Source organism: Clostridium lacusfryxellense (genome assembly GCF_018861735.1).
In the GTDB taxonomy this organism is placed as follows: domain Bacteria; phylum Bacillota; class Clostridia; order Clostridiales; family Clostridiaceae; genus Clostridium_AD; species Clostridium_AD lacusfryxellense.
The window spans coordinates 39589-56395 of record NZ_JAHLEB010000021.1; the positions used below are offsets into that span (position 1 = coordinate 39589).

13 protein-coding genes are annotated in these 16807 nt (G+C 32.0%); all 13 read right to left on the minus strand.

The features are described from left to right. Position 1: 1 nt before the first annotated feature. Entirely contained in the window at positions 2-1162 is a 1161-nt protein-coding gene (locus tag KPL55_RS13310; RefSeq protein ID WP_216307224.1) for a galactokinase, read from the minus strand. Between the two features lie 291 nt (positions 1163-1453). Then, positions 1454-2008 carry a DUF7010 family protein gene (locus tag KPL55_RS13315; RefSeq protein ID WP_216307225.1) on the minus strand — a complete coding sequence of 185 codons (555 nt, stop codon included), beginning with the start codon at positions 2006-2008 and terminating at the stop codon, positions 1454-1456. A 278-nt stretch (positions 2009-2286) separates the two neighbouring features. After that, on the minus strand, positions 2287-3339 hold the full coding sequence (locus KPL55_RS13320) for an aldose epimerase family protein (protein ID WP_216307226.1): 1053 nt from the start codon (positions 3337-3339) through the stop codon (positions 2287-2289). A 71-nt stretch (positions 3340-3410) separates the two neighbouring features. Further along, positions 3411-5393 carry a transketolase gene (gene tkt / locus KPL55_RS13325; protein ID WP_216307227.1) on the minus strand — a complete coding sequence of 661 codons (1983 nt, stop codon included), beginning with the start codon at positions 5391-5393 and terminating at the stop codon, positions 3411-3413. 33 nt (positions 5394-5426) lie between these two features. Next, positions 5427-6074, minus strand: a complete 648-nt coding sequence (gene fsa / locus KPL55_RS13330) for a fructose-6-phosphate aldolase (protein WP_216307228.1) — start codon at positions 6072-6074, stop codon at positions 5427-5429. Between the two features lie 33 nt (positions 6075-6107). Next, positions 6108-6380 carry a hypothetical protein gene (locus KPL55_RS13335; protein ID WP_216307229.1) on the minus strand — a complete coding sequence of 91 codons (273 nt, stop codon included), beginning with the start codon at positions 6378-6380 and terminating at the stop codon, positions 6108-6110. A gap of 56 nt (positions 6381-6436) precedes the next feature. After that, positions 6437-7600, minus strand: coding sequence for a multiple monosaccharide ABC transporter permease (gene mmsB, locus KPL55_RS13340; protein WP_216307230.1), 1164 nt, complete (start codon positions 7598-7600; stop codon positions 6437-6439). Beyond that, on the minus strand, positions 7597-9144 hold the full coding sequence (mmsA, locus tag KPL55_RS13345) for a multiple monosaccharide ABC transporter ATP-binding protein (protein ID WP_216307231.1): 1548 nt from the start codon (positions 9142-9144) through the stop codon (positions 7597-7599). Before mmsA ends, mmsB begins: the two co-directional genes overlap by 4 nt. 335 nt (positions 9145-9479) lie before the next feature. Then, positions 9480-10970: an L-arabinose isomerase gene (gene araA / locus KPL55_RS13350; RefSeq protein WP_216307232.1), complete on the minus strand. Its 1491-nt coding sequence runs from the start codon at positions 10968-10970 to the stop codon at positions 9480-9482. Between the two features lie 45 nt (positions 10971-11015). Next, the gene (gene araD, locus KPL55_RS13355; RefSeq protein ID WP_216307233.1) at positions 11016-11705 is read right to left on the minus strand and encodes an L-ribulose-5-phosphate 4-epimerase; all 690 of its coding nucleotides are present in this window, start codon (positions 11703-11705) and stop codon (positions 11016-11018) included. Between the two features lie 25 nt (positions 11706-11730). After that, positions 11731-13401: a ribulokinase gene (gene araB, locus KPL55_RS13360; protein WP_216307234.1), complete on the minus strand. Its 1671-nt coding sequence runs from the start codon at positions 13399-13401 to the stop codon at positions 11731-11733. A gap of 373 nt (positions 13402-13774) precedes the next feature. After that, on the minus strand, positions 13775-14857 hold the full coding sequence (gene chvE / locus KPL55_RS13365) for a multiple monosaccharide ABC transporter substrate-binding protein (protein ID WP_216307235.1): 1083 nt from the start codon (positions 14855-14857) through the stop codon (positions 13775-13777). 218 nt (positions 14858-15075) lie between these two features. Further along, the gene (locus KPL55_RS13370) at positions 15076-16788 is read right to left on the minus strand and encodes a methyl-accepting chemotaxis protein (protein WP_216307236.1); all 1713 of its coding nucleotides are present in this window, start codon (positions 16786-16788) and stop codon (positions 15076-15078) included. Positions 16789-16807: the final 19 nt, after the last annotated feature.

Genomic DNA, 16807 nt, shown 5'->3' on the forward strand with positions numbered 1-16807 from the left:
CCTAAAGTTTTCTTGCACCATCACCTATTTGGGCTACATAAAAGACTGCCTCGTGTCCTATCTTTGTTTTATACTCATCCCCAACTTTTTTAATAAAATCATCTACAAATTCATCTTTAACAATACTAACGCTGCATCCACCGAAACCTGCTCCAGTCATTCTTGATCCAATTACCCCAGGCATTCTCCATGCAATTTCAACTAGAGTATCAAGTTCTATTCCTGTAACTTCGTAGTCATCCCTTAGTGATACATGTGATGCATTCATAAGCTTTCCAAATAATTCTATATCTTTATTTTCAAGAGCTTTTACAGCCTTTAAAGTTCTTTGATTTTCATAAATAGCATGTTTTGCACGTCTAGCATTAACTTCATTTTTAATAAGATGTCTATTTTTCTCAAACTCCTCTTCATTTAGTTCACATAGAGAATTTATATGAAGTTCAGTTTTCAAATCTTTAAGAGCAGTCTCGCATTCAGATCTTCTTTCATTATATTTAGAATCAGCAAGGCCTCTTCTTTTATTTGTGTTCGCTATAACTATAGATGCTCCATCAAGCTTGATGCTTGAATATTGATATTTTAATGTGTTTGTATCTAAAAGTATTGCATTATCTTTTTTACCCATCCCTATAGCAAATTGATCCATAATACCACAATTTACACCTACAAATTGATTTTCAGCTATTTGACTAGCCTTAACAATATCAATCATACTAATATCAAAATTAAATAAATCTGCTAGAACAACCCCTGTAAGTACCTCAATTGATGCTGAAGAAGATAATCCTGCACCATTAGGTATATTTCCATAAATTAATATATCAAATCCACTATCTATTTTCATTCCATTTTTTTCAAAAGCCCAAATTACTCCCTTAGGATAATTCGCCCAATCGTGTTCTTTGTTGTACACCATCTCATCTATATCTATTTCCATTATTCCTAGCTCGTCAAAGTTTTCAGAATAAAATCTAATCTTTTTATCATTTCTCTTTTTAGTTAAAGCATAGGTTCCAAAAGTTAATGCACATGGGAAAACATTACCTCCGTTATAATCTGTATGTTCTCCAATTAGATTCACTCTTCCTGGCGCAAAAAAAACCTTTTCTGAATCTTCACCATAAACTCTCTTAAACATATCTTTTAACTTGTTGATCATATTTTAACCCCCTATTTTTTATTATATTAATTTCTGATTAACTTCATATGTATAGGTTATCATTATTTTAGTAAAATTTCAATGTTTTTAGTAAATATTTTTACTAATTCTTAATATTTTTTTATAATCAGTCTAAAAGTTGATTATATGTTAATAAAGCAAATCCATATTAGATTTTTTATAGTTTAAAACATAAAAAAATTGGCTTGTCTATTTACAACAAACCAATAATTTTTTATCCACAAAATCCTCCTTATTAATTATAATTTAGATTATTCAAGAGTGTTATTATCACAAATTTACATTTAAATTCTTATTTAATGATTTATTTTCAACTATTAACCAAATACAAAATATAACTTCAAATAATATCATCACCAATGAAACTATAACTGCATTAAACATAATACCAATAATAAGAATCGTAAATGATATAAGTACAGACATCACTGAATATGCTTTCGATTTATATAACCATCCAAAAGGCATTAAATGTGCTCCAAATATAATCGCCAGAACCATTACCATTTTATCTGGTACCGTTGGATAAACCCACATAGCTATTAATATATAAAGGAATTGATTATATGAAAACAAAATCCCTAATTTATTTAAAGGATTATCCTTAGTTGAAAATTCTGCTTTTATTATCTTAGAAATCATATATGCTATTGGCACAAGTGGTGCTGTAAAACAGAATGTTAACAAATTTTTCATTAAAATATCCTTAATCGGAAGTAACCATATAACCATAACAGCACACCAAATAATTACCGAGGCAATAATAAAATGTAATCCACGCTTACCCCTCTTAGCAATGTCTAATCTCAATTCATCTAAATCCATATCCATCCCCCATTTCAAATGTAAATATCACCAAATTATCCCATGCATAATATAATTAACCTAATAATTCTTTATACATATTCATACTATATTACACTTATATACCAATAATAACATATATAATGTATTATTATGATATTATTAAAAATTATAGGAAATGTCTTATTATCTTATCGACGTTTCGTATAATAGTTTTAAAACAATAGAAAAAGCAGAAGCCTGTTTTAATAGCCTTCTGCTTTTCCTATTGTTAAACTTTTTTCTATAGATGTTAAATTTTATTTGACCGAAAATTTATATATAGTAATATGTTCGTACTTATCACCTTTTTTAAGAAGTGGTGAATAAAAATTATTATGGTGCATGGAATCAGGAAAATATTGTGTTTCAAGGCATAGTGCAGCTCTTTTTTCATAAGTAGCACCGCCTTTTCCTATTTCTAAACCGCTAAGAAAATTTGCTGAGTAGAACTGTACTCCTGGTTTTGTAGTATAAACCTCCATAATACGACCACTTTTCTCATCATAAACTTCAGCAGCTTTTTTAAGTTTTTTCCCTGTATCATTAATTACCCAATTATGGTCGAATCCACTAGCCTGTACAATTTGCTGATAACTACTTGAGATATTCTCTCCAACATAAGTAAGTTTTCTAAAATCCATTGGAGTGTTTTCTACAGATGCTATAACACCTGTAGGGATAGAATTTTCATCATTGATTGTAAATTTATCAGCATTAATCATTATTTTATGTTTTAAAACGTCTCCTGAGCCTTGTCCTGAAAGATTAAAATAAGAATGGTTAGTAAGATTAACTATTGTATCCTTATCTGAAATCGCATTATATTCTATTTTAAATTCATTATCTTGCGTAACAGTAAACTTAACTTTAACATTAAGATTTCCAGGGAATCCTTCTTCTACATCAACACTTAGATACGAAAATTCAATGCTTTCATTTGATCCATTTTCTGCTGGTTCTTCATTCCAAACTTTTTTATCAAATCCTACTATCCCACCATGCAGACTATTTTCACCTTCATTTTTAGGTACCTTATATTGAACTCCATTAATATCAAAGCTTGATTTAGCAATTCTATTAGCAAATCGTCCAATTGTTGCTCCAAAGAAATACTTGTATTCTACATAGTCTTCTAATTTGTCATAACCTAATACTACATCATCAAATTTGCCTTTACTATCTGGAACTTTTAAAGATACTAGTGTTCCTCCATAATTAGTAATTTCTGCAACCATACCTTTATCATTTTTAATTGTGAAAAGATATACGGCTTTTCCATCTACTGTTCCAAAGTCTTTTTTTATACTCATAATTCACTCTTCCTTTCTCAAAAAAGAGTGGATGAAATTAAAATTAATAATCCACCCACCGCTTTCTTTAATTACTTGTTTTTTAAACTTAATACTGTATCAACAACATTCTTTACTGTAAATCCAAACTCTTCAAACAGAACTTCTGCTTTCCCTGATGCACCAAAGCTATCTATTGAAATTACCGCTCCATCAAGACCAACATATTTGTGCCAACCTAGCGATGTACCTGCTTCTACAGCAACTCTTTTTCTAACACAATCTGGAATTACTGATTCTTTGTACTGAGCACTTTGAGACTCAAATAGTTCAAATGAAGGCATACTTACAACTCTTGCATCTATACCTATCTTCTTTAGTTCATCATAAGCATTATATATAAGTTCAACTTCCGAACCCGATGCAATCAAGATTACATCCGGAGTTTCTTTAGCTGAATCCTTCAGTATATATCCACCCTTAAGAGCATCTTTTCCTGAACCCTCATATAATGGCAATGTCTGCCTTGTTAATACTAATGATACTGGTCCATTAGCCTTAGCTAAAGTATAGTACCAACCAGCTGCAGCTTCTCTAGAATCCGCTGGTCTAAATACTGTCATATTAGGGGTAGCTCTTAGTGCTGCTAATTGCTCTATTGGTTCATGTGTAGGACCATCTTCTCCAACTCCGATACTATCGTGAGTTAACACATAAGCTATTGGTAATTTCATTATAGCACTAAGTCTCATTGCACCCTTCATATAATCACTAAATACGAAGAATGTTGATACAAATACTTTTAAACCACCATGTAGATATATACCATTCGCAATACCAGCCATAGCATGTTCACGTACTCCAAAATGTAGATTTGCTCCTGATCTATCTTCCGCTGAGAAATCTCCCATATCATTCATATAAGTTTTGTTTGAAGGAGCAAGATCTGCTGAACCTCCCATTATATTCGGAACAAGTTTTGTAAGTCTATTAATAAGAATTCCTGAAGATTGTCTTGTAGCCATTGGTTTATCAAAACTCCAAAAGCTTTCATCATTTAGTAAATCTGTAGCTAATTCACCACTAAACCAAAGCTCCCATTCTTTTGCAAGTTCAGGGCATGCTATCTTATAATTTTCAAATAATTTATTCCAGCTATCTTCCTTAGATTTCGCCTCTTCATTAAATTCATCCATGTGTTTTTTTACTTCTTCTGGAACAGTGAACGGTTCATAATTAAATCCTAAGTTATCCTTTAAGGCAATTATATTATCTTCTCCAAGTGGCTCTCCATGAGCACCAGCTGTTCCTTGTTTTGCTAAACATCCAAATCCTATTATATTTTTCACTATAATAATAGTTGGTTTTTTCTCTTCCTTTTTAGCCAAAGTTATAGCCGCATTTATCTCTTGCATATTAGTTCCATCAGCAACTTTAATTACTTGCCAGTTATAAGCTTCATATCTTTTAGCAACGTCTTCGCGAAATGAAATGTCTGTGCTTCCTTCAATAGATATATTATTAGAATCATACATCATTATAAGTTTTCCAAGTCCTAACGTTCCTGCAAGTGATGATGCCTCTGATGATATTCCCTCCATAAGGCAGCCATCACCAGCTATAACATAAGTATAATGATCTATTACCTTAAAATCTGGTTTGTTGAATTTTTCAGCAAGGTGCGATTCTGAAATTGCCATACCTACAGCATTACAAATTCCTTGTCCAAGTGGTCCTGTGGTAGTTTCAACTCCGTCTGTATGTTTATATTCTGGGTGGCCTGGAGTCTTACTTCCATATTGTCTAAATTGTTTAATATCTTCAACACTAAGATCGTATCCGAAAATATTAAGTAATGAATATATAAGCATGGAACCATGTCCTGCTGATAATACAAATCTATCTCTATCTTCCCACATTGGATTCTTCGGATTGTGTTTCATTTGTTTTGCCCACAAAGTGTATGCCATAGGGGCACAACCTAGAGGTAATCCTGGATGTCCAGAATTTGCTTTTTGAACACCTTCTGCTGAAAGTACTCTTATGGTGTTTATAGCTAAGTTATCTATATTCATGTATTTGCCTCCGATTTATTTGTTTTTTTAAATTTATTTGCTTAATGAGTCATTATAGTCCTTTAAAAATTTTTCAATTCCACTATCTGTTAATGGGTGTTTAAGCATAGCCTTAATTACGCTTCCTGGTACAGTTGCAATATGAGCTCCAGCTCTAGCCGCAGCTACAACGTGCAAAGGACTTCTTATACTTGCGGCTATAATTTCTGTTTCAATATTATGAATATCAAATATATCAACAATTGTTTCAATTAATTCTAACGAATTTGTTGCTATATCTTCAAGTCTTCCTAGAAACGGGCTAACATATGTAGCCCCTGCTCGAGCTGCAAGTAATGCTTGTGCTGCTGTAAATATTAAAGTAACATTTGTCTTTATTCCTTCACTAGTTAAAATCTTTACAGCTTTAAGCCCATCACCTGTCATAGGAATTTTAACAATCATATTATTATGAATTTTAGCTATTAGCCGTCCTTCTTTTACCATTTCCTCAGCCACAAGACTTATAACTTCTCCACTTATTGGTCCATCAACTAATGAAGTAATTTCTTTAATTACTTCATTAAAATCTCTACCTTCTTTAGCTATAAGTGATGGATTAGTTGTAACACCACAAATAACACCCATATCATTTGCTTCTTTAATTTCGGCTACATTCGCTGTATCTATAAATAATTTCATTTTAATTTCCTCCAAGTTATTTTATTTAAATACCTATATTATCTTTTGTTTTAAGCATATTATTCTTATTGGATAGTATGCTACCAGTAATATCGCAAGAAAAACCACTCCCAAAGACGCGTATGCAACACCGTATAGTATGCAAAATATTCCATCAAACAAAGTTACTTTTCTTTCACTAGCTTCATTGTATTTCTTTTTTGCATTTTCATAAGACATTTCTTTGCCTGGATATTTATTAAATACAATCGCATATATACCAATAGCTATAATCATTATTCCTAATATAATATTAGACGGTGACATATTCGACTCTCCTTCTATCTAGTATTTTGTTACAAATACTTTAATAATAAATTAACTTATGCAGTTTTAGATTTCGAATATACATCAAAAGCTACAGCAAATAGTAATACTAAACCTTTAATAGTTTGTTGCCAATCAATTCCAACTCCCATAAGAGACATTCCATTATTCATAACTCCCATGAAGAGACCACCAATCATAGCTCCCATAATTGTACCTATACCACCAGCAGTTGATGCTCCACCAATAAAGCAAGCAGCAATTGCATCAAGTTCAAATCCAACACCAGCATTTGGAGTTGCTGAATTAAGTCTTGCAGCGAATACCAATCCTGCTAGAGCACTTAATACTCCCATATTAACAAATACTAAGAATATAACCCATTTCGTTTTTACTCCAGAAAGTCTTGCAGCTTTTTCATTTCCTCCAAGTGCATAAATATGTCTTCCAAGAGTAGTTTTTTTAGTTATAAAAGTATAAATAGCTACTAAAACTGCTAATAACACTAATACATTTGGTAACCCTTTATATGAAGCCATTATATAACAAAATGCATTTATAAGTATTATAAGAGTTCCCATTTTAAGTCCTAGAATTACTGGGCTAGTAACTTCAAATTTGTACTTCTTTTGAGCAGCTCTTTTTTTCATTTCTGACAATACATAGAATACAGTTAAAATTAAACCAATAACAATTGTTGTAATATGAATTCCATTACCATTAAAGAAATCCGGAATAAAACCAGTACTCATTAATTGAAATGATTTAGGGAAAGGTGCTATAGATGTACCATCTAGAGAAACATAAGTTAATCCTCTAAATACCATCATACCAGCTAGAGTAGTTATAAATGCTGGTATTTTTACATAAGCAACCCAAAATCCTTGCCAAGCTCCTACAATAGCACCAATTATTAGTACAATTGCAATTCCAAGTGGAGTAGACATTTTATTGTTAATTATCATTATTCCAGCTAGGGCTCCAACTACTGCAGCTACTGACCCTACTGATAAATCAATTTGAAAAGCAACTATTACAAGTAGCATTCCAATTGCAAGTATTAATATATAACTATTCTGCAATATTAAATTTGTAATATTTAATGGTTTTAATAAAATACCGCCTGATGCAATTTGAAAAAATACCATAATTCCTACTAGTGCTATTATCATGCTGTATTGAGTTACATTCTCTTTGAATACCTTCATTAAAGATTTCATAATTTTGCCTCCTCTTCAAGATCTTGTTTTAATATCATTTTCATTATTTTCTCTTGAGATGCTTCCTTAGCGCTCATTTCTCCAAGTATCTTCCCATCATTCATAACATATATCCTATCACAAATTCCTAATAGTTCAGCAAGCTCTGATGAGATGACCATTACGCCCTTATCTTCTGCTGCTAATTTATTAATTATAGTGTATATCTCATATTTTGCACCTACATCGATGCCTCTAGTGGGCTCGTCCAAAATTAGAACCTCTGGCTCTGCAAAAATCCATTTAGCCAAGATTACCTTTTGCTGATTTCCTCCACTTAAATTACCAGTCTTTTGAAGTATTCCAGAACATTTTATGTTTAACCGTTTACGTAAATCTTCTGCAACCAATATTTCTTCATTTTCATTTATTATTCCTGCTTTAGATATTTTCTTTAAATTTGCAAGGGTTGTGTTACCTTTTATGTGATCTATTAAAACTAATCCATATTCTTTTCTATCCTCTGTAACATAAGCAAGTCCACTTTCAATTGCTTTATTTACATTATCTAGATGTACTTCCTTGCCGTTAATGTATACTTGTCCTGTTATTTTTTTACCATAAGACTTTCCGAAAATACTCATTGCAAGTTCTGTTCTTCCGGCTCCCATAAGGCCTGCAATTCCTACAACTTCTCCTTTATGAATATTAATATTTATATCATCACTAACTTTACGATCACTGATTGATGGATGATATACATTCCAATTTTTAACTTCAAATATGGTATCCCCAATTTTAGGTTCCCTTTGTGGATATCTATGAACTAGATCTCTTCCAACCATACCTTTAATTATTCTATCCTCTGTAATTTTATCCTTGATTGTATCAAGAGTTTCAATAGTTGCTCCATCTCTTATTATTGTTATTGAATCTGAGATCTTTTTTATTTCATTCAATTTATGAGATATCATTATTGATGTAATTCCATGACTTCTAAGTCCATTAATTAATTTTAATAAGTTATCACTATCTGCTTCATTAAGTGCCGCTGTTGGTTCATCCAAAATTAGCAGTTTAACTTCTTTAGATAATGCTTTTGCTATTTCAACTAACTGCTGTTTACCTACCCCTATGGTACCAATAAGAGTATCTGGAGATTCATTTAAACCTACTTTTTTTAATAATTCTATTGTTTTTAATTTAGTTTGATTCCAATCTACTACTCCATTTTTACCTTGTTCATTTCCTAGGAATATGTTTTCTGCAATAGATAATGTTGGTATTAATGCTAACTCTTGATGAATGATTACTATTCCTAAATGTTCGCTATCCCTTATATCTTTAAACTCACATAAATCACCATTAAATATAATGTCTCCGCTATAAGTTCCATGAGGATATACTCCACTTAGCACCTTCATAAGTGTTGATTTACCTGCACCGTTTTCCCCAACTAAGGCATGAATTTCCCCTCGCACGACCTGAAGATTAACATTATCAAGAGCCTTAACACCCGGAAAGGTTTTTGTGATACTTTTCATTTCAAGAATGATCTCTGACATATGGTATTCAACTCCTCAAATTTAGTTTCAACCTACTATTAATTGTACGTACAAATTATATATATTCTACAAGCTTTTTAAAATTCCTTTATTTTTTTAAGAACAAAGTAAATGTTTTCATAGAATACTTTTTTATACTATTATAATTGCATTGATTTTGATTGTAAAATCGTATACATGTTTATATTTTTATTATAATTCTTTTTTGTAACTTTTTCAAGTGGTTTTATAAAGTTCTTTTATAAAGTCGTTTCACAAAGTTATATATCTTATAAAAAAACAGAAATGGGAGTACCTATATGTATAATCCCATTTCCATTAAATTTATAAAGGAACTATTTTAGTCTATAAGCAAGGTCATTCCATCTTAATTCATTTCTGAATTCTTTTAACTTTGTGTCTTTATTTATAAATAAACATTCGATTCCTGCCATTTCAGCAAAATCTGCTAATTGCTCAGGTGACACATTAAAAGAGAAACTAGTATGATGTGCTCCACCGGCATGTATCCATGCTTCTGCTGAATCTCTAAGACTTGGTTGTAGTTTCCACAAAACTCTTGCAACTGGCAGATTTGGCATATCATGTTCAGGTTTTACAGCATCTACTTCACTTACAATTAAACGAAATCTTCCTCCCATATCTACGAGTGATGCACAAACTGCTGGGCCATCACATCCGTCAAATACTAGTCTTGCTGGATCTTCTTTTCCACCAATAGAAAGTGGATGTACTTCAATACGTGGACGGTTTGCAGCAAGCGAAGGACAAATTTCAAGCATATGTGATCCTAAAACCATTTCATTTCCTTTTTCAAAATTATATGTGTAATCCTCCATAAGAGAAGTACCTTTGCCTTCAGCTATAATCTTCATAATACGAACTAGCGCAGCAGTTTTCCAATCTCCTTCTGCTCCAAAACCATAACCAGCTGCCATAAGTCTTTGAGTTGCAAGTCCTGGAAGTTGTTTCATTCCATTTAAATCTTGAAAATTGTTTGTAAATGCTGTAAAATTTCCTTCTTCCATAAAGGTCTTCATTGCAATTTCAATTCTTGCCTGTTCTTTAACTGATTCCCTTGCAGCACCATCAACTTTTGCTTCATCTGCAAATTCATAAAGGAGTTCATATTCTTTCATTAGTTTATCTATATCCTCATCTGATACCTTATTTATATATGTTACTAAATCACCTACACCATATCCGTCTACAGCCCAACCGAACTTGATTTGTGCTTCAACTTTATCACCTTCAGTAACAGCTACATCACGCATATTGTCACCAAAACGAGCAACCTTTAGATGTTGTCCCTTTGTGAAAGCAACAGCTACACGCATCCATGATCCCATACGAGCTCTAACCTCTTCATCTTCCCAATGTCCAACAATAACTTTTCTTTCAATTTTCATACGTGCACCAATAAATCCATATTCTCGATCACCATGAGCAGATTGATTTAAATTCATAAAGTCCATATCAATGCTATCCCAAGGAAGGTTACAATTAAACTGGGTGTGAAGGTGTAGTAATGGTTTACGAAGTTCTGATAAACCTGCAATCCACATTTTAGCTGGTGAAAAAGTATGCATCCAAGTAATAACTCCAGCGCAATCGTCCGCACTATTAGCCTCTGCAAATAACTTTCTAATAGCATCTGATGTTTTTAAAACAGATTTAAATACAATTTTACATGGTATTATTGAATCTGAATCTAATGCTTTCACCATAATCTCTGAATGTTCCTCTATTTGTTTAATTACATCTTGGCCATATAGGTCTTGGCTTCCAGTAACAAACCAAATTTCTGATTTTTTCATATTTACCATTTTTTCATTTCTCCTTTTAATTAAATATTTTTTTTAATAAGCCTCTTACTTTTGGCCATAATATGCGTTTGTTCCGTGTTTCCTTAAAAAATGTTTATCGAGTAATGTTTTGTCTATAGCTTTAATTTCTGGTGTAAGCCTAGTTGTATTAAATGCCATCATAGATACTTCTTCAAGCACTACTGAATTATGAACAGCTTCATCTGCATCTTTTCCCCAAGTAAAAGGACCATGATTATTTACAAGTACCCCTGGAACATAATTTGGATTAATATCTTTAAATGTTTCAACTATTACATTTCCTGTTTCTTCTTCATAATTATCTTTAATTTCTTTAGCAATCATTTTGCGAGTACATGGTATTTCACCGTAAAAATAATCTGCATGTGTTGTTCCAAATGCTGGAATTCCTTTTCCGCTCTGGGCCCAACTAGTTGCCCACCTAGAATGTGTATGAACAACTCCTCCTACGTCTTTAAAATTCCTATAAATAACAAGGTGAGTAGCTGTATCTGAAGATGGATTAAGTTTACCTTCAACTTGGTTTCCATCAATATCCACCACAACAAGATCTTCTAGTTTAAGTTCGTCGTAAGCTACTCCACTTGGCTTAATTACAATCAAGTTGCTCTTTCTATCTATTCCACTCACATTTCCCCAAGTAAAAGTTACAAGTCCCCTTTTAGGTAATTCTAAATTGGCCTTAAGTACAACCCGCTTTAATTCTTCTAACATATATAAAACCTCCTTATAATTACTACTATTTAGCCAAAGACTTTATAGTTTTTAATCTCTTCATTACATTATTTTCACCGCGTCCAAAATAATCATGAAGTATATCATATTCTGCAAAAATTTTATTATAAACTTCTACATTTTTAGCAATTGGAGTATAATATTCTTTTTTCACCTTACCCATATTTTTTGCTGCCTCAATAATTGAATCATATCCGCCATTCTCTTTTCCTGCTACAACTGCTGCAAATATTGCTGAACCAAGAGCTGGTGCTTGAGAAGATGCTGCAATTCTTATTTCCTTATTTGTTACATCAGAGTATATTTGCATCATTAACTTGTTTTTCTCAGCAATACCACCTGCAGCAAACAACTCTTCAATAGGAACTCCACTTTTTTCAAAAGTCTCAATAATTTTTCTTGTTCCATATGCCGTAGCTTCTATTAATGCTCTATATATTTCTTCCGGTTTGGTTTGAAGTGTACATCCAAGAATCATTCCTGTTAGGTCTACATCAACAAGAACAGATCTATTTCCATTCCACCAATCTAGAGCAACAAGTCCACTTTCACCTACAGCAAGCTTTTCTGCTTTTTCTGTAAGAAGTACATGTATGTCAATTCCTTTATCGTTGGCTTCCTTCATATAAGTCTCTGGAACACAGTTTTTAACAAACCATTCAAAATGATCTCCAACACAACTCTGACCTGCTTCATATCCAAGCAATCCTGGAATAATTCCATCTTCTACTACGCCACACATACCAGGTACAATTTTTTCCATGTCCCCAAGCATTACATGGCAAGTTGAAGTTCCCATAATCATAAGCATTTTCCCAGCCTCAGTCATTCCTACAGCTGGAACAGCAACATGCGCATCTACATTTCCAACAGCCACAGCTGTTCCAAGTGATAGACCTGTTAATGCTGCTGCAGTCTCTGTTATTTCTCCTGCTTTTGATCCAATCGGATATATATCTGTGCTTAATTTTTCAGCTACAACGTTTTCAAGTCTAGGATCTAATGCTTTAAAAAATTCCTTAGAAGGATACCCAGTTTGTTTATTCCACATTGCTTTGTATCCTGCAGTACAACTGTTTCTTGTTTCTTTTCCAGTGAGTTGAAATATTACCCAATCGGTAGCTTCCATAAATCTGTCTGCTTTTTCATATACATCAGGTGCTTCATCAAGAACTTGCCAAATTTTTGGTATCATCCATTCTGAAGAAATTTTACCACCATAGTTCTTAAGAAAATCTTCTCCTCTTTCCTCTGCAATCTTATTTAACTTGTTTGCTTCATCTTGCGCCGCATGATGTTTCCACAATTTAACGTATGAGTGAGGATTCGATTTATATTCATCATAAAAACAAAGTGGTTTACCTGTTTTATCAGTTGGCAGAATTGTACATGCAGTAAAATCTATTCCTATTCCAATAACATCGTCACTTTTTATTTTCGCATCCCTAATAACCGCTGGGATTGTTTCAGACAATACATCAAGATAATCTTGTGGATGTTGAAGCGCCCAATCATGTCCTAGTTTTGTTTTTCCATCTGGCAAATACTGATCCATTACTCCATGAGGATATTCTTTAACAGCCATAGCAATTTCTTTTCCTGATGCTACTTCAACAAGGACTGCTCGTCCCGATTGGGTACCATAATCTACTCCAATGGTATACTTTTTATTCATAATGTACCTTCCCCTCTTATTTATATTTTTAACTTTTTAACTTTTTAACTTTTTAACTTTTTAACTTTTTAACTTTTTAACTTTTTAACTTTTTAATTATTTGAATTATATGGTTTTTATTAATTATATCCTGGTCTTATATTTTACATTTACTTGTACAACATAATTAAATTGTACGTACAAGTCATTATATATATATTCTACGCAATTTTAATAATTCCTTTATTTTTTTTAAAATAAAGTAAATGTTTTCATAAAATCTTTTTTTACAACATTATAGCAGTATTTACTTTACATATTTTCTTTTTATATGTAAAAAAGGAATTTCCGCTTATAGAGCGGGAATTCCTTTCCTAAATATTATTAATACTTTTTATTTTAGTTTGTCAGCAGTAATGTATCCACTATCTACTACTACCTTTTGATAGTTTGTTTTATCAACAACAACTGGATCACATAAGAATGAAGGTACAATTTTACTTCCAGTTGTATATGTTTTTGTATTATTAACTGTAGGAGTTTTTCCATTTAAAACGGAATCAGCCATTTCGGCAGCCTTTGCTGCTAATACTCTTGTATCTTTAAATATTGAAGATGTTTGTTCTCCTGCAATTATAGATTTAACTGAAGCTATTTCACAATCTTGACCCGTTGTTACTGGCATTTTTTGAGTTGCTGAGCCGTATCCAACACCTTTTAAAGACGATATTACACCGATACTAATTGCATCATTTGGACATAATACTGCATCAACCTTATCTGTAGTATAATTCTTACTTAATAAATTATCCATTCTTGATTGAGCCTTAGCACCATCCCATCCTAAAATACCAATCTGAGCATAACCAACCTGTCCACTCTTAACAACTAACTTTCCTGAAGTAATGTATGGTTGTAGAATTGACATTGCTCCATCAAAGAAAAATTTTGCGTTATTGTCATCTGGTGAACCAGCGAATAATTCAATGTTGAACGGGCCTTTTCCATCCTTTAATCCTAAAGAAGTCTCAATATATCCAGCTTGAAGAACCCCAACTTTAAAATTATCAAATGTTGCATAATAATCTACAAAATCAGTCTTTGTAATCAAACGATCATAAGATATTACTGGAATTTTTGCATCATGCGCTTGCTTTAATACATCAGTAAGTGCAGTACCATCAACTGAAGCAACAACCAAAACGTTTACACCTTTCGTAATCATATTTTCTATTTGAGATATTTGATTAGATACACTATTGTCAGCATACTGCAAATCAGTTTTATACCCTAATTTATCTAACGAATCAACCATATTATTTCCATCGTTTATCCACCTTTGCAATGTCTTTTCAGGCATTGATATACCTACACTTTTACCATTTGATTTGACTCCTGATGTTGTTTTTGCTTTACCACATGCAGTAAGTCCAAACACCATTGATATTAATAATAATCCAGCTAATGCTTTTTTCATTTTTATTTCCCCCTCGAAGTTATTAATTTTAAGTACTGGGATATATGTTTATAACTATATTATAATCCTTTTTGCAAACTTCTTCAAGTCATTTTATAAAGTTATTTTAAAAAGTTTTATCTCCCAAAAAAAATAAAATGGAATTAACCCTATATATAGGTAATTCCATTTTATTTAAATTTTTATCACTAGTCAAAAGTTATATAAATAATTACCTTCTAAATCCTAAATTTTTCAATCAAATCATTAAGGTCTTTGACCAAATAAGTTTGACATTGTGATGATTTAGATAGGTCACTCATTGCATTTGCAACTTCAGCTACATTACTTGATATTTCTTCTGAACCTGCAGATATTTCTTGAAGTGTTGCTGCTATTGTATCAATTGCTATATTCACTTGTTTTATGGATGGTGATACATCTTTAGTTTTTTCAGCAATTGTATATGATAATTGACTTATTGTACTTGCATCTTTTTTATATTGTAACCCAGTTTCTAAATAATCTTTATAGGTTTTCGCTACACTATCATCAATAAATACTAATATATCATTTGATTCATTTGATAAGTTCTTAAAAGCAATTTGAACCTTATTTGTTATTTGTTCGATATTTTTTGCGGTTTGTGTAGATTTTTCCGCAAGTTTCCTCACTTCATCTGCAACAACTGCAAAACCCTTGCCTTGCTCCCCAGCTCTTGCCGCTTCTATAGTTGCATTAAGCGAAAGCAAATTAGTTTGACTTGCAATTTGAGCTATTATATCAACCATTTTCCGTATTTCTTCAACTACTTCTCCATCTTTAATAGCTTTTATAATTTTTGCCTCTTTTTCAATATATACTTTTTTTGCAAATTGTATTGCCTCTTCTGCTTGTATATTAATTTTATTTGCTCTTTCTTCAATTTTCCTAGATTCTAGATCTGCCTCTTCAGATTCATGTGCAATTTCAACTACCACATCTTGTATTTTTACGCCTGATTCCCCTACTTCAAGCGTTGAAGCACTACTATCTTGCATTCCTACTGTTATTTGAGAAATAGCAGAATTTATACCCATAACTTTATCTGATACGCCCTCACTTACACTTTCCAACTCCTCACTTGAATATGTGAGTTGTTGTATAATATTATTCAACTTTTGTACAAGCATTAAGGTATTACTTGATGCTGTATTAAGCGCACCACCTAATATTCCAAATTCATCTTTTGACTTAATATTAACTTTGTGCGTTAAGTCACCTAAAGCTAGCGATTTTGCGAAATCCACTCCCTTTTTTAATGACTTAGTTATATAATTGCTTAAAATAAGTCCTAACCCTATAGCAATAACCAATGATAAAACTATCAACATTATCATCACTTTAAAAGAATTAATATAGGCATTATGACTTTCTTTATTCACATTTTGAGCGAGTTTTTTATTTAATTCAATCATATTGTCCAAATCTTTTAGCGATACATTCCTTGCTTCTTCTACTTTCTCAAATAAATATACTGCTTCATCCTGCCTATTAAGAGATATTAAGTTTACTATATTAGCTCTTGAATTTGTAAATATCTCATTATTTGTTTTATAAGTTGTAAGTAATAATTTTTGCGCGTTCTCAAGATTTGAAGCCTTATATTCCTCTATTAATCTTAAATTTTGAAATGCCAATGTTTCAATTACCTTTATATTAGCGGCTATTTCATTTTTATCTGTTAAATGTAGCATATGTTCAAGATCTGCACGACCTGACATTTCATTTTGGGCTACTTTCCCTAGAATTTGAATAGGTAACAAGCTATCCTCATACATAGATGTCATGTTGTCATTAGTTCTCTTAATATTATAAATCCCAAAAAGTCCTACTATACTTACAAAAATCGAAATAACAACGAAACAACTAATTAATTTTGCTTTTGTATTTAAATTGATTATCCACCCCATAATCTTACCTCCTCAACGA